We start from the raw sequence: 19,710 nt of genomic DNA, 5'->3' as shown, positions 1-19,710 counted from the left end.
GAAGACTCAGTGGATCTCGGCGGCGGCGGAAGTGCTCGCCGGGGCGGCGCCGGTGTGCGCGACCGGCGTCGCGGTCCAGCCGCCGCCGAGGCCGGTGATCAGGGTGACGGCGGCGGTGAGCTGGCGCCCGAGGATCTGCGCCGATGTGCGTTCGTTGGTGAGTGCCAGGTTCTGCGCGGTGATCACGGCCAGGTAGGTGCCGGTGCCGCCGCGGTACTGTCGTAGCGCGGACTGCTCCGCCACCTGCGCCGAGCTGACTGCGTCCTCCTGCAGCACGCCTTCCTGGTCCAGCACCCGCAGGATGGCCAGGTTGTCCTCCACCTGCTGCAGGCCCGAAAGCACCGTCGCCTTGTAGGCGGCAGCGGCGGCGTCGAGCCCGGCTTCGGCCTGGTCGCGGCGGGCGCTGCGCAGACCACCGTCGAACACCGTTTGCGCCAGGGCGGCACCGAGCGACCAGACGCGGCCGGGCGTGTCGAACAGCCTTGCGAGCGTGGCGCCGGCGCCGCCGCCGCTGGCACTCAGTAGCAGCGACGGGAAGAAGGCGGCCTGCGCGACGCCGATGGCGGCGTTGGCGGCGGCTGCCCGCCGCTCCGCCGCGGCGACATCGGGGCGACGCTCCAGCAGCTGCGAGGGCACCCCCACTGGGATCGCCGGCAGGCTGGAGCGCAACTGCGCCAGCGTCATGCGCCGCCGTGGCAGGTCGAAGGTGCTGGCCGGATGGCCCGCGAGGGTCGCGATGGCGTGCTCCAGTTGCGCGCGAGTGGCGTCGAGGTCGGCAGCCTGAGCCTGCGCTGCCTTCAGCGTGCTTTCGGCCAGGGCCACGTCCGAGTGCAGCACGGTGCCGGCACGGTACTGGCTCTGCGTGAGCTGCAGCGCCTTGGCGTAGCCGGCGGTGGTTTCGGCGTAGAGATCGCTCAGGACGTCGTTGACCCGCAGCGCCAGGTAGTCGCTCGCGAGCTGCGTCTGCACGCTCAGACGCGCGCCGGCCAGATCGTCGGCGCTGGCCTCGGCGCTGGCGCTGGCCGATTCGACGGTGCGCGCCACGCTGCCCCACAGGTCCGGCTCCCAGCTGGCGCCGAGGCTGAGCGCGAAGCTGTTGCCCGCGCTAGTCGCCGAGCTCGCGGTGCCGCTGCGCCCGCGGCTGGCCGAGGCGTTGAGACCCGCAGTGGGCCAGAAGGCGGAGCGCTCGATAGCGACCTGCGCGCGCGCCTGGCGGTACACGGCCTCGAGCTGGCGCAGCGTCTGGTTGGCCCCATTGGCCTCGCTCTCCAGCCGGTTCAAGTCGGGATCGGCGAACACCTCCCACCAGGGCTGCCGGGCATCGGGCAGCTGGGGCTGAGCGGGCTTCCACGGTCCGCTTTCCTTGAAGGCAGCAGGCAGCTCGATCCTGGGACGGACGTAGTCGGGGCCGCTGCTGCAGGCGGCCAGGGAGGCTGCGGACAGCAGCGCGATGGAGAGGAAACGTATGGACATGGATGGAACGGTCGCGCGAGCCTGCCTCGTCGCGGCCAAGTGCAGGACCTTAGCTAGCGCTACATGACCGTTCGCTGTCTTCAAAATGACGGGTTTGTCAGAAACGGGTTCGCCCCTGCGCGCCAGCGGTTCGCCCCAAACGGGTTGCCGTCCGCAGCGCGGCTGGCTACGCTGCGAAGCCATCGCTCATTCATTGCGCCCGGCTCGTCCCGCCGATTCCACGCCCATGGAAATCCTCTACACGATCCTGAAGGCCGCGGTCATCACCGTGCTGGCCTCGTCGCTGCTCGAAGCGCTGGTGCTCTCGGCGCGCAACGGCTTTGCCAGCTACGACTGGAAGGCCGCCGGCATTTCGGTGGTCGATTTCCTGGTGCGCGAATACCCGCTCGCCCTGCTGCTGCCGCTGGGGTTCTGGGGGGATGCGATGCGCTGGTTCTGGCAGCACCGGCTGTGGACCTTGCCCATGGACCACTGGACCGGCTGGGCGGCCTGCTTTGTCGGGCAGGAGTTCTGCTACTACTGGTACCACCGGGCCGCGCACCGGGTGCGCTGGTTCTGGTGCACGCACGCCGTGCACCATTCGCCGAACCAGTTGAACCTGGCGGCCGCCTACCGCTTCGGCTGGACCGGCCGCCTGACGGGCACCCTCGCGTTCTTCATGCTGGCACCGCTTGCAGGCATGCCGCCGCGCATCGTCCTGATGCTGTTGTCGCTCAACCTGCTGTACCAGTTCTGGATCCACGCGACCTGGATCCCGCGCCTCGGTCCGTTGGAGTGGATCCTCAACACGCCCTCGGCGCACCGCGTGCACCACGCCGCCAATCTCGAATACCTGGATGGCAACTACGGCGGCGTGCTGATCGTGTTCGACCGGCTGTTCGGCACCTACATTCCCGAGCGCGCGGACGCGCCGTGCCGCTTCGGCCTGGTGCAGCCCATGACCGGCTACAACCTGCTGACCATCGAGTTTCATCAGTGGCAGGCGTTGTGGCGCGACTTGCGCACCGCCAGCTCCTTCGCGGAAATCTGCGGCTACCTGCTCAAGCCACCGGGCTGGCGGCCGGGTGGCGTGGGGCAGACGACCGAGGATCTACGCCAGCAGGCGAATCGGGCCTGCGCCGCCACCGCCGAGGCCTGATGCCTACTCCACCCCGAGCAGGCGATAGATGCGGCCCACGTACTCGCCGAAGGCCGCCGTGGTCTTCACCTGCAGGCGGCGCGGGCTCCTCCAGCGCGATGGCGAAGGTGTCCGCCATGCGCGCCGGGCCAGCCGTCAGCACGGCGCAGCGCGAGCCGAGGAACACCGCCTCCTGGATGCTGTGCGTCACGACCACGAAGGTCTTGTGGGTCTGTTCCCAGATGCGCAGCATCTCGAGGTTCATCTTCTCGCGCGTGAGGGCATCGAGCGCGCCGAAGGGTTCATCCATCAGCACCAGTTTCGGGTCGTGGATCAGGGCGCGGGCGATCGCGGCCCGCTGCTGCATGCCGCCCGAGAGCTCGTACGGCATCTTGTCGGCAAAACCGCCGAGGCCGACCATGTCCAGCAAGCCAAGGGCCCGTTGGCGCGCTGCCTTGCGCGGCAGCCCCAGGATGTCCGCGGGCAGCAGCACGTTGTCCAGGATCGTGCGCCACTTCAGCAGCAGCGGCTGCTGGAACACCATGCCGACGTCGCGCCCCGGGTTGAAGTCGCTGCCGCCGCCCACCTCCAGCGTGCCGCCGTCGTGCCCGTGCAGGCCCGCCAGGATCTTCAGCAGGGTGGACTTGCCGCAGCCCGAGGGGCCGACGAGCGACACCATGTCGCCTTCGCCTATGTCCAGGGTCACGTCGGACACGGCGAGGAACTCCTGGCCGCGCTGCCGGTACACCTTGCGCAAGTTGCGCATGCGGATCAGGGGCCTGCGCGTGGCGGCGACTGGCGTCGGGACGGGGGTGGCGTTCATGCCAGCCAGCGCTCCACGTTGCCCTTCACGAAAGCGTCGTCGGCCAGGTCCGCGTGTTGGCGGTACACGCGATCGATCTGCTCCGCCTGCCCGCGGCCCAGACCCTCGTGCGGGTCCAGGCACCAGATGCCCTCCAGCAGACCCTGGCGGCGCAGCACTTCGTGGCAGCCGGCGATGCAGCCGTGGAAGTTGTTGGCGACATCGAAGAAGGCCGAATTGCAGTCGGTCACGCGCGCATCGAGCGCGAGCAGTTCGGGCGGCAGGTTGCCGCCGCCGGCCGCGAGGATCTCCTTGACCTGCTGCAACTGGCGCACGGCGCTGGCGGTCCACACGGACCAGTGGCCCAGCAGCCCGCCGCGGAAGCGTACCGTCACCGGTTCGCCGTCGCGCATCGCGGTGAAGGGCAGCGCGAGGTCCAGGATGATGTGGTCGTCGTTGCCGGTGTACAGATAGACGCGCTCCTCGGCCCGCGCGTCGACCAGCCCACGCACGACGTCGAGCGTGCGGTAACGATTGAAGGGCGCGACCTTGATGGCCAGCACGTTCGGGATCCGGGCGAAGCGGCGCCAGAAGTCGCTGGAGAGAATGGGGCCGCCGACGGCCGTCTGCAGGTAGAAGCCCACCAGCGGGATCTCCTGCGCCACGGCCTCGCAATGCGCGATCAGTTCGTCCTCGGAGGCGCTTGCGAGAGCGGCCAGGCTCAGAAGCCCGGCGTGGTAGCCGAGGCCGACGGCGGTGCGCGCTTCCGCCCGCGCCTGCGCCGTGGATCCGCACAGGCCGGCGACCATGGCCATGGGACGCTGGCTCCACGCGAGGCGGTCTTCCATGGCGCTGCGCAGCACCGTCTCGTACAGCCCCTTCTCGCGGATCGCGAACTGCGTCGTGTGCACACCCACGGCCAGGCCGCCGGCGCCGGCATCGACGTAGTAGCGGGTGAGCGCGCGCTGCCGGCGCCGGTCGAACTGGCGCTTGGCGTCGAGCGCGAGCGGGTGCGCGGGGATCACGGTGCCCTGCGCGAGCAGCGCAAGCACGTCCCGGGGCAGGTCGGATCGGTTCAGTGGCATGGGAACTCCTAGGCGAACTCGGGGCCGGCGATGGCGTGCAGCAGCGCGTACTGGCCGGCAGGGGGGACCTGGCCGCGGTCCACGCGTGCCATGCGCGCAAAGCCACGCTGCGGCTGGAAGCCGGCGGCCTCCAGCGCCGCGTGCATGCGGGGACGCGGATCGGGCACGTCGATGTAGATCGCGCCGTCGAGGCTGGCTGCGGCACGGTTGAGAGCGGCCGCGGCGGCTGCTTCGTCAGCGGCCAGCAGCGGTCCGATCTGGTGGGCCGTGCGGCCCGCACGAACGAGGGCCAGCGCTTGCGCGGTGCGCACGCACAGCGTCGAGGGACGCGCGAGCAGATCGGCGAGCAGCCGGGGGCGCTCGAAGCCGAGCGCCTGCCCGTCGAGGGCGACCAGGGTGTCGAGCCCCGGCAGCAAATCGGAAAGGACCGGCTGCGTGGCAGCCCGCGCTTCGCGGCGCCACCGCGTCAGCCGCAACTGCGGCTCGAAGCCGAACTGCCGGTACAGCGCCTCGCCGGCCGGGGTGGCATCGAGCATAGGAATGCGGCCGCTCGCCTGCACCTGTTCGAGGCAGCGGCCGAACACGGCGCGCCCCAGTCCGCGCGCGCGCTCGGCGGGCGTGACCAGGATCATGCTGATCCACGAGACGCCGCTGGCACCCGCCTCCGACGCGCCCATCGGCAGCACCGCCCCACTGGCGACGATGCGGCCTTTTTCGCGCACGACCTGGATGGTGCCGGCCTGATGGAACAGCGCCCAGTCCGCGGCGACCTGGTTCCAGTGGCTGTCGGCGACCAGGCCCTGCAGCATGGCGAGCGCAGTGGCGTCAAGCTGCGCCAGCGGCTCGACTTCGATGCGCTGGGCCGACGCCGACTCAGTACTTGCCATCCCGCGCCTCGAACTTGGTCGGCTTGCCATACATGCGCTGCTCGTGCGAGATCCAGTCGGCCACCCAGGCCACCAGCTGCTTGAGCGGCACCTTGGGATATCCGAACAGGCGCTCGGCTTCGCCGGTGTTCATCAGCCAGGCCGTGGGCGCCTCGCTGCCCGTGATCGTGGCGGGCTTGCCGAACTGGCGGCCGAACTCTTCGGCCAGCCAGCGAATGGAGGTCGTCTCGGGGCCGCTCACGTTGATCGGCGAGGTGGGCACCGTGGTGACGGCCAGGCAGCGCAGGGCCTGCGCGTTGGCGTCGCCCTGCCAGATCACGTTGACGTGGCCCATGGTCACGTCCACCGGTTCGCCGCGCCAGACCTTCGCCGCCACGTCGGCCAGCACGCCATAGCGGCAGTCGATGGCATAGCTCAGACGGAACAGCCGCCCGGGCGTGCCGTGCTTGCCGGAGAAGTACTGGAACATGCGTTCGCGGCCGACGCAGGAGTTGGCGTATTCGCCCGGGGGGGTCAGGTGCTCGTCTTCGCTCGCGCCCTGCCCGATCACCGGCACGAAGGGGTACACGCAGGCCGTCGAGAACGCAACGATCCGCGAACTGCGGAAGTTGTCGGCGACCAGCGCGGGAACGTGCGTGTTCATCGCCCAGGTCAGGCCGTAGTCATTGCCGGCGCCGAACTTGTGGCCCGCCATGAACACGATGTTGGGGCACTGCGGCAGGCGCGCCAGCGCCTCGCGATCGAGCAGGTCGCAGGCGATCGTCTCGACGCCGTGCTGCAGCAGCGACTGGCGCACTGCGGGATCGCTGAAGCGCGCGACGGCAATCACGCGGCGCGACTGCGGCAAGGCATTGCGCGCCAGCCGGGCCAGCGTCGGGCCCATCTTGCCGCCGACGCCCAGGATCATCAGGTCGCCTTCGAGCCGGGCAAGGTCGCGCACGAGGTCGCGCGAGGGCGTGGAGAGGTAGTCTTCGAGCGCCTCCTCGGTCGCGAAGCGTTCGGGGAACGGCAGGTCGTCGAGCAGGGGGCGGGCGGGGGAAGCAGCAGTCATTGGAGTCTCGCGTCTTGCGTGATGAAGAGCCGTTCCAGCAGCAGGACCAGCCCGTAGAGGATCACCCCGAGGCCCGTGATGAGCAGTACCGCCATGAAGACGGCCGGGGTGTCCAGCGAAGCCTGCACCTGGATCATCAGGTAGCCCAGGCCCTTGTCGGAAGCAATGAACTCGCCCACGACGGCGCCGGCGACGGCCAGCACCGTGGCGACCTTCATGCCGGAGAACAGGTAGGGGAGCGAGCCAGGCAGCTGGATGTAGCGAAACAGCTGCCAGCGCGAGCCCTTGAGCGCGCGCACCAGGTCCAGCAGGTCGGGCTCGGTTTCGTTGAGGCCGCGGATCGTGGTGAGCAGGATCGGGAAGAAGCAGAGGCTGAACGTGATCAGGATGTTCGGGCCGATGCCGTACTTGAACCACACGATGATCAGCGGCCCCATCGCCACCTTGGGGATCATGTTCAGCGTCACGAGCAGAGGGAACAGCACCGCAGTGAGGCGGCGGCTGGTGACGAACAGCAGGGCGCCGAGGATGCCGAGCACCAGCCCGAGCGCGTAGCCGCCGAAGACTTCCAGCGCCGTCACCCAGGTGTTGGACAGCCAGCTGTAGCTCGGTTTGCCCAGTGTCGCAAGGATGCGCGAAGGCGCCGGCAGCACGAACTCGCGGATTCCGAACAGGCGCACCGCAAGCTCCCACGCGCCGATGGCAACCAGGTGCACGACGAGGATGAGCGCCCAGCGGTGCCAGGCGGTGTTGTCCGCTTCGCGCACGGGAGCGGCGGCAGGCGCGATCGCGGCTTCGGTGGCGCTCATCTCAGTCCTTCGCTCGGGTCATGCGGCCATGATAGGAGCGTGCTTGCTGTGAGTCAACCAACTGGTTGATCAGTCCGCCGGAACGGCGCCGGTCAGCACTCGATCACGTTCACCGCCAGGCCGCCGCGCGAGGTTTCCTTGTACTGGGTCTTCATGTCGGCGCCGGTGTCGCGCATCGTCTTGATCACCTGGTCGAGCGACACGTAGTGGTGACCGTCGCCGAGCAGCGCCATGCGGGCGGCCTGGATCGCCTTCACGGCGCCCATCGCATTGCGTTCGATGCAAGGGACCTGCACGCGGCCGCCGACCGGATCGCAGGTGAGGCCGAGGTTGTGCTCCATGCCGATCTCGGCGGCGTTCTCCACCTGCGCCGGCGTGCCGCCCAGGACCTCCGCCAGCGCGCCGGCGGCCATCGAACAGGCGACGCCGACCTCGCCCTGGCAGCCGACCTCGGCGCCCGAGATCGAGGCGTTTTCCTTGTACAGGATGGCGATGGCCGCGGCGGTGAGCAGGAAGCGCTCCACGCCCGCCGCGTCGGCGCCGTGGATGAAGCGCGTGTAGTAGTGGAGGACCGCGGGCACGATGCCCGCCGCGCCGTTGGTGGGCGCCGTCACCACGCGGCCGCCGGCGGCGTTCTCCTCGTTGACGGCGAGCGCGTACAGGCAGACCCAATCCAGCACCACCAGCGGGTCGAGGGCGGCCGCCTGCGGGTTGCCGCGCAACTGGCGGCCCAGCGCCGGGGCGCGCCGCCGCACCGCCAGCGGTCCGGGCAGCACGCCTTCGTGCGCGCAACCGGCCTCCACGCACTCCTGCATCACCTGCCACAGGCGCGCCAGGGCGGCGCTGGTCTCCGCCGCCGGCCGCCACGCTGCCTCGTTCGCCTGCATCAAGGCGCTGATCGACATCCCGTGCCGCTGGCACAGGGCGAGCAGGTCATCGCCGCTGGCGTACGGATAAGGCAAGGCGGCGGGGGCCGTGCCCGCTGCGACGCTGCCATCTTCCACGACGAAGCCGCCGCCGACCGAGTAGTACTCGCGTTCCGCCAGCACCGTGCCGTCGCCCGCGCGTGCCTGGAAGCGCATGCCGTTGGGATGGAACGGCAGGGCCTTGCGGAAATACAGCAGGTGCTCCGGCTCGACGAAGCGGATCGCGCGCCGCCCCAGCAGGTGGAGTTCGCGGGCGGCACGCATCGCGGCGAGCCGGCGAGGCGCCGACTCGGTGTCCACGTTTTCGGGCTGCTCGCCCTGCAGGCCCAGCAGCACGGCGTCGCCGCTGCCGTGGCCCTTGCCGGTCGCACCCAGCGAACCGTACAGGCCGACGTGCACGCTGGCCGTCGCCTCGAGCAGGCCGCGTTCCTCGAGCCAGCGCGCGAACCGCGCGGCGGCGCGCATCGGCCCCACCGTGTGCGAACTGGAAGGGCCGATGCCGATCTTGAAAATGTCCAGGACGCTCAGGGCCATGTCAGCGCTTCCTTGGTGCGGCGTCGGGGCGCAGCGCGTTGAGGGCAAACTCGATCACGTGACGGCGACGCTGCACCAGCGCGCCCTGGTCGCCGAGTGGCCGGCCGAAGATCGCCGACAGCGTGTGGTTGTTCGAGAAGAAGAAGTACGAGATGCCGGCAATCGAGATGTAGAGATTGACGGCGTCGTAATCGTTGCGGAACACGCCGGCCTTGACGCCGCGGCGCAGCGTCGCCTCCAGCATCTCCACGAAAGGCATGTGCATCTGCTGCAGTTCGCCCGATGCGAGGATGTGGCGGCCCTGGTTGCGGTTCTCGTCGGTGAGCAGCGCGATGAACTCCGGGTGTTCGGCCAGGTAGTCGAAGGAAAAGCCCACCAGCTGCGCCATTGCCTCGTGCGGCGCCAGTTCGCCCAGCGACAGGCGTCGCTCTTTTTCGAGGATCTCCGCGTACACCGACTCGAGGCTGGCCAGGTACAGGCCTTGCTTGCTGCCCCAGTAGTGATAGACCAGCTGCTTGTTGACGCCGGCCGCGTTGGCGATCTCGTCGACCCGTGCACCGGCGAAACCGGACTTGGCGAATTCCGCGACCGCCGCGCGCACCAGGCCGTCGCGGCTCGCCCCCGGGTCGCGCCGCGCTGGTGCCTTGGCACTGGCACCCCGGGGCGCGATGGCCTTGGTCGCGCCATGGGCGGTGCCCGTCGTGCGGCTCTTGGTGGTGGTCGCCATGCCTGCGCTCTCCTTCGATTGATTATCAACCAAACAGTTGGTATAAAACAGTCGCCCGTTCCCTCTCCCCTGGAGTTTGCTTCCGATGAAAAACCTGTCGAAGGTGCTTGGCGCCGTCTTCCTGCTAGGCGCCGGCGCCGCCAGCCACGCCAACGAGAGCATCAGCCTGACGCTGAACTGGACGCCCACTGCCGATCACTCGCCCCTCTACTATGCGCGGGCGCAGGGCTGGTACAAGGAGGCCGGCATCGATCTCGACATCGAGTCGGGCAAGGGCTCGGCCGTGTCGGCGCAGCGCGTGGGCTCCGGCGGCTCCACCATGGGCATCTCCGACCTGCCCACCGCCATGCAGGCGCGCGGCAAGGGCGCGGACCTCACCGCGCTGATGGTGATCTACGCCAACAGCCCGCAAGGCTTCTACTGGCTCAAGTCGTCCGGCATCAAGGGCGCGAAGGACTTCCCCGGCCACAAGATCGGCAACCCGCCCGGCGATGCCGCGCGCCTGATGTGGCCGGCCTTCGCCAAGAAGGTCGGCATCGATCCGGTCGCCGTCACCTTCGTCAACGTGAGCCCGCCGGCCAAGGTCGCGGCGCTGAAGTCCAAGTCGGTCGACATCGTCAGCGACTTCTACAACGAGCATGACCTGAAGGTGCGCGAGTTCGGCCCCGACCTCGCCTTTCTGCCCTGGCGCGAAATCGGCGTCAACCTGTACGGCAACGCGTTCACCGTGAACAGCGCCTGGCTTGCCGGCCACAAGGAGGTGGCGGCGAAGTTCGTCGCCATCACGCAGCGCGCTTACGCCAGTTGCGTGAAGACCTTCGACCCGTGCCTGCAGGCGCTGATGGCCAGCGTGAGCGGGCTCGACGCGAACAACCAGCGCGACCAGTGGAACCGCATCAAGACGCTGATGCGCGACGACACGACCGAGAAGGTCGCGCTCGGCGCCTTCGACGCCGCGCGCGTGAAGTCCGACTACGCCCTGGTGCAATCGCTGATCGGCATCGACAAGCCCTTCGACCCGGCAACGATGTTCACCAACCAGTTCCTCGACACCAAGGTGAAGATGAGCGCGAACTAAGGCGCTGCTCCGGCCGCAACGAGCGGCCTGCTTTGCTTCTGCATGGACGCCATGAGAAGCCTGGAGAGACTTTCGCAGTCAGTGCGGGGCCGCCGCTGCCTTGGCCAGGTAGGCCACCAGGTCCGCAACGTCCCTCGGGTTCGGCATGCCGGCGTAGGGCATGCGGTTGCCCGGCACCAGGGCTTGCGGATCGGCCAGGAAGGCGGCCAGCGTCGCTGCATCCCACGTGATGCCGCTGCGCTTCATGGCCGGGGAATAACGGAAATCCTCGATCGAGGCCGACTTGCGCCCGACGATGCCTGCCAGGGATGGCCCGACCCCGTTGACGCCCGCCTGGACCGCATGACAGGAACGGCAGTCGGTGAAAAGCTGTTCGCCGCGCTGCAGGTCCTGCGCGCGGGCCGGCGCCGCCGCGACCAGGAGCAACACGGCGGGCAGCAGTTGCGACAGCTGCGGGAGCTGGAAGATCGTCTTCATGGTCTGTGCTCGCTTCAGGCCGACACCAGCGGGCCGGGGTTGCGCAGGTAGCGATTCTTCACGGTATCGGCGGCGCGGTAGGCGAGTGCCCCGACCAGGCCCGTGGGCTGGTAGGCCCCGTTGTGCGCGAAGGTGCTGGCGCCCATGACGAAGAGGTTGTGCGCGTCCCAGCTTTGCAGCCAGGGATTCACTGCGCTGTCGGCCGGGCTCGTGCCCATCGAAGTGCCTCCGCCATTGTGGGTGGAGAGATAGGGCACGACCGACCAGGACTGCGGCTCACCGCTGGCGGCGCTCATGTGGGTCGGGTTCAGCGACCTGGCCAGTTCGTTGACGATCCTGGCCGCGTGCGCGTTCAGGCGTTGTTCGTTGTCCTTGTAGTCGAAGGTCATGCGCAGCAGCGGCTGGCCGAAGGCGTTGCGGTACGTGGGATCCAGATCCAGGTAGTTGTAGCGGTGCGGCATGGACCCGCCGCTGGAACTGATGCTCATGGACGATCCGTACCACTTGGCCGTCGCCTCCTTCCACCGGGAGCCCCATGCTGGCGTGCCGCGCGGCACCGGACGGTTGCCGATCGGCAGGTTGGTGTTGTGGCCCGCGGAGACGATGTAGCCGCCGACCACACCGAGCGCGCCGCGGTCGAACTGCCAGTTGGCGTTGAAGTCGTCGATCACGACGTTCGTGCAGCCCGCCGAAATGAACGGGTTGAACTCCTTGCCCTCGAAGAACAGGTTGGCGGCCGTGCGCGTCTCGTAGCAGTAGTTTCGACCGATCACGCCAGTCTGCGTCGCGGGATCGTACGGTTTGCCGATGCCCGACACCAGCATCAGGTGCACGTTGTTCAGCGTGAAGGAGCACAGGAACACCATCTGCGCGGGCTGCTCGATCTCCTCCCCGGTGAGCAGGTTCGTGTAGACCACGCCAGTGACGCGCCTGGCCGAGGCGTCCTTCAGGATGCGCGTCACCCACGAATGGGTGCGCATCTCGAAGTTGGGGCGCTTGAGCGCGGCGGGAACGACCGTCAGATGCGGGCTGGCCTTGGCATTCGCCTCGCAGCCAAAGCGCTGGCAGAAGCCGCAGTACTGGCAACCGCCGAAGCTCACGCCGTCGGGGTTGGTGTAAGCGCGCGAGGAATTGGCCGCCGGGCGGGGAAAAGGATGGTAGCCGGCCTTGGCCGCGGCCTCCGAGAACATCTGTCCGGCCAGGATCGGGTTGAGCGGGGGATTGGGATACTCGCGCGAGCGCGGCGCCTCGAAGGGATTGCCTCCCGCCTGTGTCTGGCCGCCCAGGTTGCCGGCCTTGCCGGAAACGGCCGCAGTGCGCTCGAAGCGGTCGTAGTACGGCTCGATCTCCTCGTAGCTGATGCCCCAGTCGCGCACCATCATGTCCGCGGGGATGTGCGCCTTGCCGTAACGTCCCTCGTACAGGCTGCGCGCCTTGAACTCCATGTCGCTCCAGCGCCAGGTGCCGCCGCTCCAGTGCAGGCCCGAACCGCCGACGCCTTCTCCCGGCAGGAAGGCGCCCAGCCTGCGCACGGGCAGCGCCTCCTGCCGGTCCGTGTTGCGCATCGTGATCGTGTCGCGGGCAGCGTCCTGCATCATCTCCTGGCGCTGCACGTACCGCAGTTCGTCGCGCACCGTGGGGACCTGGAAGTCGGCCTCGGTGGTGGTCATGCGGCCGCGCTCGAGGGCGACGACCGTCAGGCCGGCTTCGGAGAGTTCCTTGGCGAGAATGCCGCCCGTCCAGCCCAGGCCGACGATGACGGCGTCGACTTCCTTAAGTTTCCTGATTGTCATGGCGCGGCCCGGGTCAGCTCATGTCGGCGATGCCGAGCGGTTGGACGGGAAACTTCTTTCCCAGGTACCGGACCACGTTCTGCTGGTGCACGGCCACGACACCGCCGAAGCCCACCAGCTTCCAGCCTGCCTTGTCCTTGTTGCCCCCGTACAGCGGATCCGAGAACATGCCTTCCATCACGTTCTGGTACAGCATGTCGAAGAAGGTCCGGGCCGGCGGTCCATCCTCGAGGACGAGCTTGCCGCCTTGCAGCGCGACGAGGAAGGCCTCGCGCTCTGATGCCTCGAGTTGTTCGAAGCGCTTGCCGTACTGCTTCACGCAGTGCGCAGTGGCCGCGGGGATCGCGGCGCGGTAGACCTCGGCCGGCGTGAGTGGAAGCTGATAGCCCTGGTTCGCCGTGCCGCTTTTCCAGGGCCCCTGGCGATACAGGCGCTCGCCTTTGCCCCACCCGCTGGCCAGTGCGCGGTCGATGTAGACGTTGACGCCAAGGTCCGTGCCCTTGGGCGTCCAGGCATCGGCCGGGATCATGTGATCGACGACGGCCTCGATGAAGGCCGCCTCGTCAGGCGTGAGATAGGTGTACCCCACCGGCCCGGTTGCCGCCCCGCCTGCCGCCGCGTGGGGCGCCGGGGCGGGGTTGCCGGCCTGGGCCATGGTGGCCTGGGGTACCGCAGTGGCCACGGCCACCGCACCACCGGTGGCCACCTGCTTCAGAAAACTGCGCCGATCGCGCCCCTCGTGTTCCATCGTCCCTCCGACCTTGAGCGGTACGCTGCGCGGCAAGGCGAGCGTCCAGATGGCGGAGTATTTCCAAATGCGCGAAGGGCCACATCCGGGATCGTGCCGATTGCGCCCAGGCGCCGGCTACTGATCGAGCGATCAGCGGGGATGCAAGATGCAGTGCGACGGCACGCCGCGGCACACGCCAGCGTCGCTGCAGATCAGTGGCCGAAGCGAAGGACCAACCCCACCGCAAAGGCCGCCATCAGCAACCAGCACACCGTCCCCAGGAAGATCCGCAGCCGCGAAGGCCGGGGCTGGGCCGGCGCCGGCGCCGGCGCTTCCTGCGACATCTCCGGCACCTGGCCGTAGCGCTTGACCGGGATGCGCTCGCTTTCGTCCACGCTCGCCCTGGCCCGGACCAGGTCGTCTGCCGGGGTCATTGCCTGCTCTCCTGCTGGGACCGTTCGAAAATCCATAACAGACCGAGCATACCCGTGCCCTTTTGCGCCGCAATCCGCCAAGCGGCGTACGCCAGCCGGCGCAGGCGGGCGCGCGTCCATGCATCCCCGCTTCCACCCACTGCCGTGTTGCAGTACAAGGAGACAGGGACCGGCAGCCCTCGTGCCGGCGCAAGCAAAGGGGAGCGGCCATGAGCAAGGACGAGCGCGAGCGGCGGCACCAGGCCAACCTGGAACGCATCCAGAACGTGCAACGCGTGGTCGGGCGGGCCGACCGCCTGCGCATCGACCACGAGGGCACGCTGTTCGAGCGCGCCCGGCTCACCAGCGAGGAAATCTGCTCGCACCTCGCCACTGAATCGGGCCTGGCCGCCTTCGACCGCCTGCTGCGGCGGGCCGAGGAGCGCGACGTGCGCCAGTCACGCGACATCGTGCGCTTCGTCGCCGCCGTCTGGAACCAGCAGCCGCTGGCGCTGGCCACGCTGCGCGGCCTGGAGCAGCCCATTGGCGACGACATGCTGGCGGTGCTCGATGCCTTCCGCCATGCCCGACTCAATCTCGCCGAGCACGTGGAGGGCGGCCCGCGCCGGGTGGCACGGGTGCTCAGGAAGTGGAATCTCGCCGATCAGGCGCTGCGCTAGCGCGCGACTGCCTCGGGGCGTCCCGTGCCAGGTCGGCGCCCGGGCGGTCGGGAATCGGCCAGCAGCCGGCGACGATCCGCGCAGGCCCGTCTCCTGTTCCTGTCAGCGATTTGCTCGACCTTGTCTTGCGCCACCCGCGAGCGCGGCGACCCGTGCATCATGCAGGCTGCCCGCGCCACCCCAGCAGCGTCCATGACCCCCTATCCGCCTCCGACCCCGCCCACCAAACCCGCCGCCAACGCCCGCCCCAAGCTGCCGCCCCGCAAGATGTGGGCGCTGTTCATCCTGGCGCTGGTGGTCAACTACGTGGTGTCGGTGTTCCTGTTCCCGAGCAGCGATGCGCCCATCACGGTGCCTTACACCGTGTTCCGCGACGAGGCCGGCAAGGGCAACGTCGAATCGATCTACAGCCGCAACACCAGCATCGAGGGCCGCTTCAAGGCGCCGGTCACCTGGCCGCCCGCGGGACAGCCGAAGCAGAAGCCCTTGCGCGGCACCCAGGCGCAACAGCCCTCGCGCACGGCCGGCACCTTCACCACCGAACTGCCGGCCTTCTTCGACCGCCAGCTGGAGCCCTTCCTGATTTCGCACGGCGTGGAGATCAGCGCGGTGCCGATCCAGCAAGGCAGCGGCTGGGCGACCCTGATCTATGGCTTCGGCCCGGCCATCCTGCTGATCGGGTTCTACGTGTGGATGTACCGGCGCGCGGCGGCGCAGGGCGGCGGCGGCATGGGCGGCATGGGGGGCATCTTCGGCATCGGCCGCAGCAAGGCGCGGCGCTACGACGCGGAGAAGGACGACCGCGTCACCTTCAACGACGTGGCCGGCATCGACGAGGCCAAGAACGAACTGGTGGAGATCGTCGACTTCCTCAAGGCGCCGCAGAAGTACACGCGCCTGGGCGGCACGGCCCCCAAGGGCGTGCTGCTGGTCGGCTCGCCCGGCACCGGCAAGACGCTGCTGGCGCGCGCGGTGGCCGGGGAGGCCGGCGTGCCCTTCTTCTCGATGAGCGCAGCGGAGTTCGTGGAGATGATCGTCGGCGTCGGCGCGGCGCGCGTGCGCGATCTCTTCAAGCAGGCGCGCGAGAGTGCACCGGCCATCATCTTCATCGACGAGATCGACGCCATCGGCCGCGCGCGCGGGCAGTTCTCCATGGGCGGCGGCGCCAGCGAGCAGGAGCACACGCTGCAGCAGATCCTGACCGAGATGGACGGCTTCACCGGCCGCGAAGGCATCATCCTGCTGGCCGCCACGAACCAGCCGGACGTGCTCGATCGCGCCCTGCTGCGGCCCGGCCGCTTCGACCGGCGCGTGGTGGTCAACCTGCCGGACAAGACGGGCCGCAAGGCCATCCTGGACGTGCATGTGCGCAAGGTGCCGCTGGCCACCAGCGTCAGTCTCGAGGAGCTCGCGCAGACCACGCCCGGGTTCTCGGGCGCCGACCTGAAGAACCTGGTCAACGAGGCGGCGCTGCTGGCCGCGCGCCGCAACGAGAACGACGTGTCGCAGAAGGACTTCCTCGACGCCCTCGAGAAGATCGTGCTGGGCCCCGAGCGTCCGCTGCTGCTGGGGCCGGACGACCGCGAGCGCATCGCCTATCACGAGAGCGGGCATGCGGTGCTGGGCCTGCTCGTGCCGGGCGCCGACCCGGTGCATCGCGTGACCATCGTGCCGCGTGGGATGGCACTGGGCGTCACCTACCAAAGGCCGCAGACCGACCGCTACAACTATCCCGAGGCCTACCTGCGCGCGCGCATCGTCGGCATGCTGGGCGGCCGGGCGGCGGAGGAGGTGGTGTACGGAACGCGCACCACCGGCGCCGAGAACGACATCGAGCAGGCGACGCAGATGGCCCGCAACATGGTGACGCGCTGGGGCATGAGCGACGCGGTGGGCATGGTGCAACTGGCACCGCCGCAGAACGCCTTCCTCGGTGGTGGCGGCAGCTTCGGCGGCGAGAAGCCCTTCAGCGAAGAGACCGCGAGCCTGGTCGATTCCGAAGTGCAGCGCATCCTCAACGAATGCCACCAGGACGCGAAGCGCCTGCTGCGCGAACACCGCCCCGCGCTCGACGGCCTGGTGCAGGCGTTGCTGAAGCAGGAGACGCTGTCGGAACAGGAGATCCTCGACGCCACCGGCCTGCCGCCGGCGCCGGATCTGCAGAGTCGGCCCTTGCAGGTTTGACGGCCGATGTCATGCCGGGTGTTCGGATGACATCCCGGGAGACAGGCAGAGACAAACAGAACAGCCGATGCAGATCTTCGACCCCGCCGCTGCCCAAGCCGCCCTTCCCTTCGAGCGCCTGGTCCCCGCCTTGCAAAGCCTCTTCGCGCAGGGCTGCGAGGTCCCCGCTCGCCACGTTCACGAAGTGAGCGTCCCCAGCGGCACGTCCTTCACTTCCCTGGTGATGCCCGCCTGGATCCCCGGCCGCTACTACGGCATCAAGACCATCAACATCGCGCCGGGCAACGCGGCGCTCGGACTGCCGGGGCTGCACGCCACCTACCTGCTGTTCGACGGCAGCACCGGCGTGCCGCTGGCGCTGATCGATGGTGACGTCCTCACGGCGCGGCGCACGGCGGCGGCGTCCGCGCTGGCGGCAAGCAGGCTGGCACGCGAGGACGCACGGCATCTGCTGGTGATCGGTGCCGGCCGCATCGCGGCGCTGCTGCCGCCGGCGTATCGCACGGTCCGCGCGATCGAACAGGTGAGTGTCTGGGCGCGCTCTCCGCACAAGGCACAGGCGTTGGCCCGCAGCTGGCAGGCGCAAGGTTTTGCCGCGCGAGCCGTCGCCGATCTGCCCACTGCCTGCGCCGAAGCAGACATCGTCAGCTGCGCCACGCTCGCGGCCTCACCGCTCGTGCACGGCGCCTGGCTGCGCCCCGGCACGCACCTGGACCTGATCGGCAGCTTTACGCCGGCGATGCGCGAGGCGGACGACGATTGCTTCCGCGGCGCCGCGCTCTACGTGGACAGCGAGGAAGCGCTGAAGAAAAGCGGTGACCTGCTGGGCCCGTTGCAGCGCGGCGTGCTCCGCGCCGAAGACCTGCGCGGCACGCTGGCGACGCTCTCGCGCGAGGACGGCGCCGGCAGGCGCAGCGCCGGCGAGCGCACGGTCTTCAAGTCGGTGGGCAACGCGCTGGCAGACCTGGCCGCGGCGATCCTGGTGGTCGAAGCCAGCAAGGCCTGAATTTGCCTCAGGCGGTGCCCGCCGCCACCAGCCGCAGCGCGGAGCCTTGGCCCGACCCATCGTTGGCCGCGGGCTGATCGTCGCTCGCCTCGTGTGCATCCAGCAAGCCGCCGCGCGCATGCTGCGCGAACAGGCGCGCGTAGTAGCCGCCTTGCGCCAGCAGTTCCTCGTGGGGGCCGACCGCGTCGATGCAGCCGTCGCGCAGCACCACGATGCGGTCGGCATCGACCACGGTGGAAAGCCGATGCGCCACCACCAGCGTGGTGCGGCCCCGCGTGAGGGTGCGCAGCGCCGCCTGCACCAGCGCCTCGCTCTCGTTGTCCAGCGCACTGGTCGCTTCGTCCAGCACCAGGATGGGCGGATTCTTCAGCAGCGCGCGGGCGATCGCGATGCGCTGCTTCTGGCCGCCCGAGAGTCCGGCGCCGCGCTCGCCGACCACGGTCTCGTAGCCATCGGCCAGGCGTTCGATGAATTCATGCGCGTTGGCCGCGCGCGCCGCCGCCTCGGCCTGCTCGCGCGTGGCTCCCGGCGTGCCGTAGCTGATGTTGGCCAGGATGGTGTCGTTGAACAGGTGGACGTCCTGCATCACCGTGCCGATCTGGCTGCGCAGCGAGCGCTGCGTGCAGCCGCGGATGTCGCAGCCGTCGACCAGGATGCGGCCAGCCGTGGGTGCATGCAGCCGCTCCAGCAGCGAGACCAGCGTGGTCTTGCCGCAGCCGCTGGGGCCCACCAGGGCCACGGTCTCGCCCGGGGCGACCGCCAGCGTCAAGTCGTGCAGCACCGGGCGGCCGTCGCCGTAGTCGAAGCTGAGGTTCTCGAAGCGCACCGCGCCCTGCGTGACGGCCAGGTCGCGGGCACCGGGCTGGTCGGCCACCGGGTCCGGCGCATCGAGGATGGCGCAGACGCCTTCCAGGGCGACGCCGGCGCGCCGCACGGTGGAATAGACGGCGGTGAGTCCCTGGATCGGACCGAACAGGCCGCCCACGTATTGCAGCGCGGCCACCAGCGTGCCGACGGTGCCCTGCCCCTTCAACACCAGCCACGCACCCAGCGCCGCCACGGAAAGGCGGGCGGCGGCGGCCGACAGCCCCTGCAGCGAATTGGTGCGGGCATCGCGCCGGGCGCCGCGGGTCACGCGCTGGTTGCCCTGCGCCACGGCATCCAGGAAGCGCTGCTGCTCCGCCTCTTCCATCGCGAATCCCTTGACGGTGCGGATGCCGGCCAGCACCTCGGTCCAGCGGCCGAAGGTGGCGCTCCAGTGATCCAGCAGTACGCGGTCGCGGTGGGTCTGCTCGCGCGCGGCGCGCATGCCGATCAGCGCCGGCAGCGGCGCGAACAGGCACACCGCCAAGGCCAGCCGGGCATCGAGTTTCAGCAGAGCGGCGAGCGCCAGCGCGAGGTAGGCAATGGCGGGCAGGGCCTTGAAGGCGAGTTCACCGACCGCGCCGACGAAGCCGTTGATGGAGGCATTGACCCGGCTGACCATGCTGCCGACCGTCTGCTGCTGGTGGTACGTGAGCGGCAGTTCGTGCAGGCGCGCGGTCACGCGCTCGCGCAGTGCGAAATCCAGGTCCAGCCGCACGCGCCAGCTGCGCGCCTCGAGCAGGCGCGAGAGCCACACCTGCGCGAGTTCGGCACCGGCCACGAGCAGCAGGGTCAGCAGGATGGCGCGGCCGGCGTTGGCGGGCACCGCCCCGGGCGAGGCCAGGCGCGCCAGCGTATCCACCAGGCCCATGACGGCCAGCGGCGCGGTCGCCGAGACGGCGGCCAACAGCAGGGCCAGGCCTACGACCTTGGCGATCGGGCGTTCGAAACCGCGCAGCCAGGGCAGCGCCCGCCGGGCGACGGCAAGGGTGCCGCCGGTGGGCGGCGGCGGGAGACGGGCGGGCTTGGCGAGCGTCAGCGTGGACATGGCGTAAGACGGGGAGGGCGCGCTGG

The 19,710-nt window shown here is 69.5% G+C and carries 18 protein-coding genes; 5 read left to right on the top strand and 13 right to left on the bottom strand.

Features of this window, described 5'->3' with window-relative positions; translation table 11 throughout:
- Nucleotides 1-6: 6 nt before the first annotated feature.
- Nucleotides 7-1,473 carry an efflux transporter outer membrane subunit gene (locus JWP60_RS00250; protein ID WP_299785220.1) on the bottom strand — a complete coding sequence of 489 codons (1,467 nt, stop codon included), beginning with the start codon at nucleotides 1,471-1,473 and terminating at the stop codon, nucleotides 7-9.
- 226 nt (nucleotides 1,474-1,699) lie between these two features.
- Between JWP60_RS00250 and JWP60_RS00245 the strand changes: the two genes are divergently transcribed.
- On the top strand, nucleotides 1,700-2,611 hold the full coding sequence (locus JWP60_RS00245) for a sterol desaturase family protein (protein WP_299785218.1): 912 nt from the start codon (nucleotides 1,700-1,702) through the stop codon (nucleotides 2,609-2,611).
- On the opposite strand, the gene JWP60_RS00240 is transcribed toward JWP60_RS00245, so the two are convergent.
- From JWP60_RS00240 to JWP60_RS00210, 7 genes are all read right to left on the bottom strand, one after another.
- Nucleotides 2,514-3,413, bottom strand: coding sequence for an ABC transporter ATP-binding protein (locus JWP60_RS00240; protein ID WP_299785216.1), 900 nt, complete (start codon nucleotides 3,411-3,413; stop codon nucleotides 2,514-2,516). The genes JWP60_RS00245 and JWP60_RS00240 overlap by 98 nt on opposite strands.
- Nucleotides 3,410-4,477 (bottom strand): dihydrodipicolinate synthase family protein, encoded by a 1,068-nt coding sequence (locus JWP60_RS00235; protein WP_299785214.1) that lies wholly within the window; start codon nucleotides 4,475-4,477, stop codon nucleotides 3,410-3,412. The genes JWP60_RS00240 and JWP60_RS00235 overlap by 4 nt, the downstream gene beginning before the upstream one ends.
- A gap of 8 nt (nucleotides 4,478-4,485) precedes the next feature.
- On the bottom strand, nucleotides 4,486-5,364 hold the full coding sequence (locus JWP60_RS00230) for a GNAT family N-acetyltransferase (protein WP_299785212.1): 879 nt from the start codon (nucleotides 5,362-5,364) through the stop codon (nucleotides 4,486-4,488).
- A complete protein-coding gene (locus tag JWP60_RS00225) occupies nucleotides 5,351-6,415 on the bottom strand; it encodes an NAD(P)-dependent oxidoreductase (protein ID WP_299785210.1) in 1,065 nt (354 codons plus the stop codon). The genes JWP60_RS00230 and JWP60_RS00225 overlap by 14 nt, the downstream gene beginning before the upstream one ends.
- Nucleotides 6,412-7,224: an ABC transporter permease gene (locus JWP60_RS00220; protein ID WP_299785208.1), complete on the bottom strand. Its 813-nt coding sequence runs from the start codon at nucleotides 7,222-7,224 to the stop codon at nucleotides 6,412-6,414. The genes JWP60_RS00225 and JWP60_RS00220 overlap by 4 nt, the downstream gene beginning before the upstream one ends.
- A gap of 92 nt (nucleotides 7,225-7,316) precedes the next feature.
- Nucleotides 7,317-8,684, bottom strand: a complete 1,368-nt coding sequence (locus tag JWP60_RS00215) for an L-serine ammonia-lyase (RefSeq protein ID WP_299785206.1) — start codon at nucleotides 8,682-8,684, stop codon at nucleotides 7,317-7,319.
- A 1-nt stretch (nucleotide 8,685) separates the two neighbouring features.
- Entirely contained in the window at nucleotides 8,686-9,411 is a 726-nt protein-coding gene (locus JWP60_RS00210; protein WP_299785204.1) for a TetR/AcrR family transcriptional regulator, read from the bottom strand.
- A gap of 85 nt (nucleotides 9,412-9,496) precedes the next feature.
- Here JWP60_RS00210 and JWP60_RS00205 point away from each other — a divergent pair, with 85 nt between their 5' ends.
- Nucleotides 9,497-10,489 carry an ABC transporter substrate-binding protein gene (locus JWP60_RS00205; protein WP_299785202.1) on the top strand — a complete coding sequence of 331 codons (993 nt, stop codon included), beginning with the start codon at nucleotides 9,497-9,499 and terminating at the stop codon, nucleotides 10,487-10,489.
- A 78-nt stretch (nucleotides 10,490-10,567) separates the two neighbouring features.
- On the opposite strand, the gene JWP60_RS00200 is transcribed toward JWP60_RS00205, so the two are convergent.
- The 4 genes from JWP60_RS00200 to JWP60_RS00185 form a co-directional block, all read right to left on the bottom strand.
- Entirely contained in the window at nucleotides 10,568-10,966 is a 399-nt protein-coding gene (locus tag JWP60_RS00200; RefSeq protein ID WP_299785200.1) for a c-type cytochrome, read from the bottom strand.
- Between the two features lie 14 nt (nucleotides 10,967-10,980).
- Nucleotides 10,981-12,759 (bottom strand): GMC family oxidoreductase, encoded by a 1,779-nt coding sequence (locus JWP60_RS00195; protein ID WP_299785198.1) that lies wholly within the window; start codon nucleotides 12,757-12,759, stop codon nucleotides 10,981-10,983.
- 13 nt (nucleotides 12,760-12,772) lie between these two features.
- Nucleotides 12,773-13,507, bottom strand: a complete 735-nt coding sequence (locus tag JWP60_RS00190; protein WP_299785196.1) for a gluconate 2-dehydrogenase subunit 3 family protein — start codon at nucleotides 13,505-13,507, stop codon at nucleotides 12,773-12,775.
- Between the two features lie 194 nt (nucleotides 13,508-13,701).
- Entirely contained in the window at nucleotides 13,702-13,923 is a 222-nt protein-coding gene (locus tag JWP60_RS00185) for a hypothetical protein (RefSeq protein WP_299785194.1), read from the bottom strand.
- A gap of 209 nt (nucleotides 13,924-14,132) precedes the next feature.
- Here JWP60_RS00185 and JWP60_RS00180 point away from each other — a divergent pair, with 209 nt between their 5' ends.
- The 3 genes from JWP60_RS00180 to JWP60_RS00170 all read left to right on the top strand — a co-directional run bounded on the left by JWP60_RS00180 (nucleotide 14,133) and on the right by JWP60_RS00170 (nucleotide 17,772).
- Nucleotides 14,133-14,582 (top strand): hypothetical protein, encoded by a 450-nt coding sequence (locus tag JWP60_RS00180; protein ID WP_299785192.1) that lies wholly within the window; start codon nucleotides 14,133-14,135, stop codon nucleotides 14,580-14,582.
- A gap of 192 nt (nucleotides 14,583-14,774) precedes the next feature.
- The gene (gene ftsH, locus JWP60_RS00175; protein ID WP_299785190.1) at nucleotides 14,775-16,766 is read left to right on the top strand and encodes an ATP-dependent zinc metalloprotease FtsH; all 1,992 of its coding nucleotides are present in this window, start codon (nucleotides 14,775-14,777) and stop codon (nucleotides 16,764-16,766) included.
- Between the two features lie 67 nt (nucleotides 16,767-16,833).
- On the top strand, nucleotides 16,834-17,772 hold the full coding sequence (locus tag JWP60_RS00170; RefSeq protein ID WP_299785188.1) for an ornithine cyclodeaminase family protein: 939 nt from the start codon (nucleotides 16,834-16,836) through the stop codon (nucleotides 17,770-17,772).
- Between the two features lie 7 nt (nucleotides 17,773-17,779).
- Here JWP60_RS00170 and JWP60_RS00165 read toward each other — a convergent pair whose 3' ends face one another.
- Nucleotides 17,780-19,684, bottom strand: coding sequence for an ABC transporter ATP-binding protein (locus JWP60_RS00165; protein ID WP_299785186.1), 1,905 nt, complete (start codon nucleotides 19,682-19,684; stop codon nucleotides 17,780-17,782).
- Nucleotides 19,685-19,710 lie beyond the last annotated feature (26 nt).

It is taken from the genome of Ramlibacter sp. (assembly GCF_028291745.1).
In the GTDB taxonomy this organism is placed as follows: domain Bacteria; phylum Pseudomonadota; class Gammaproteobacteria; order Burkholderiales; family Burkholderiaceae_C; genus Ramlibacter.
The sequence above is the reverse complement of the archived record's forward strand: the minus strand, read 5'-3'. Positions and strand labels throughout refer to the sequence as shown.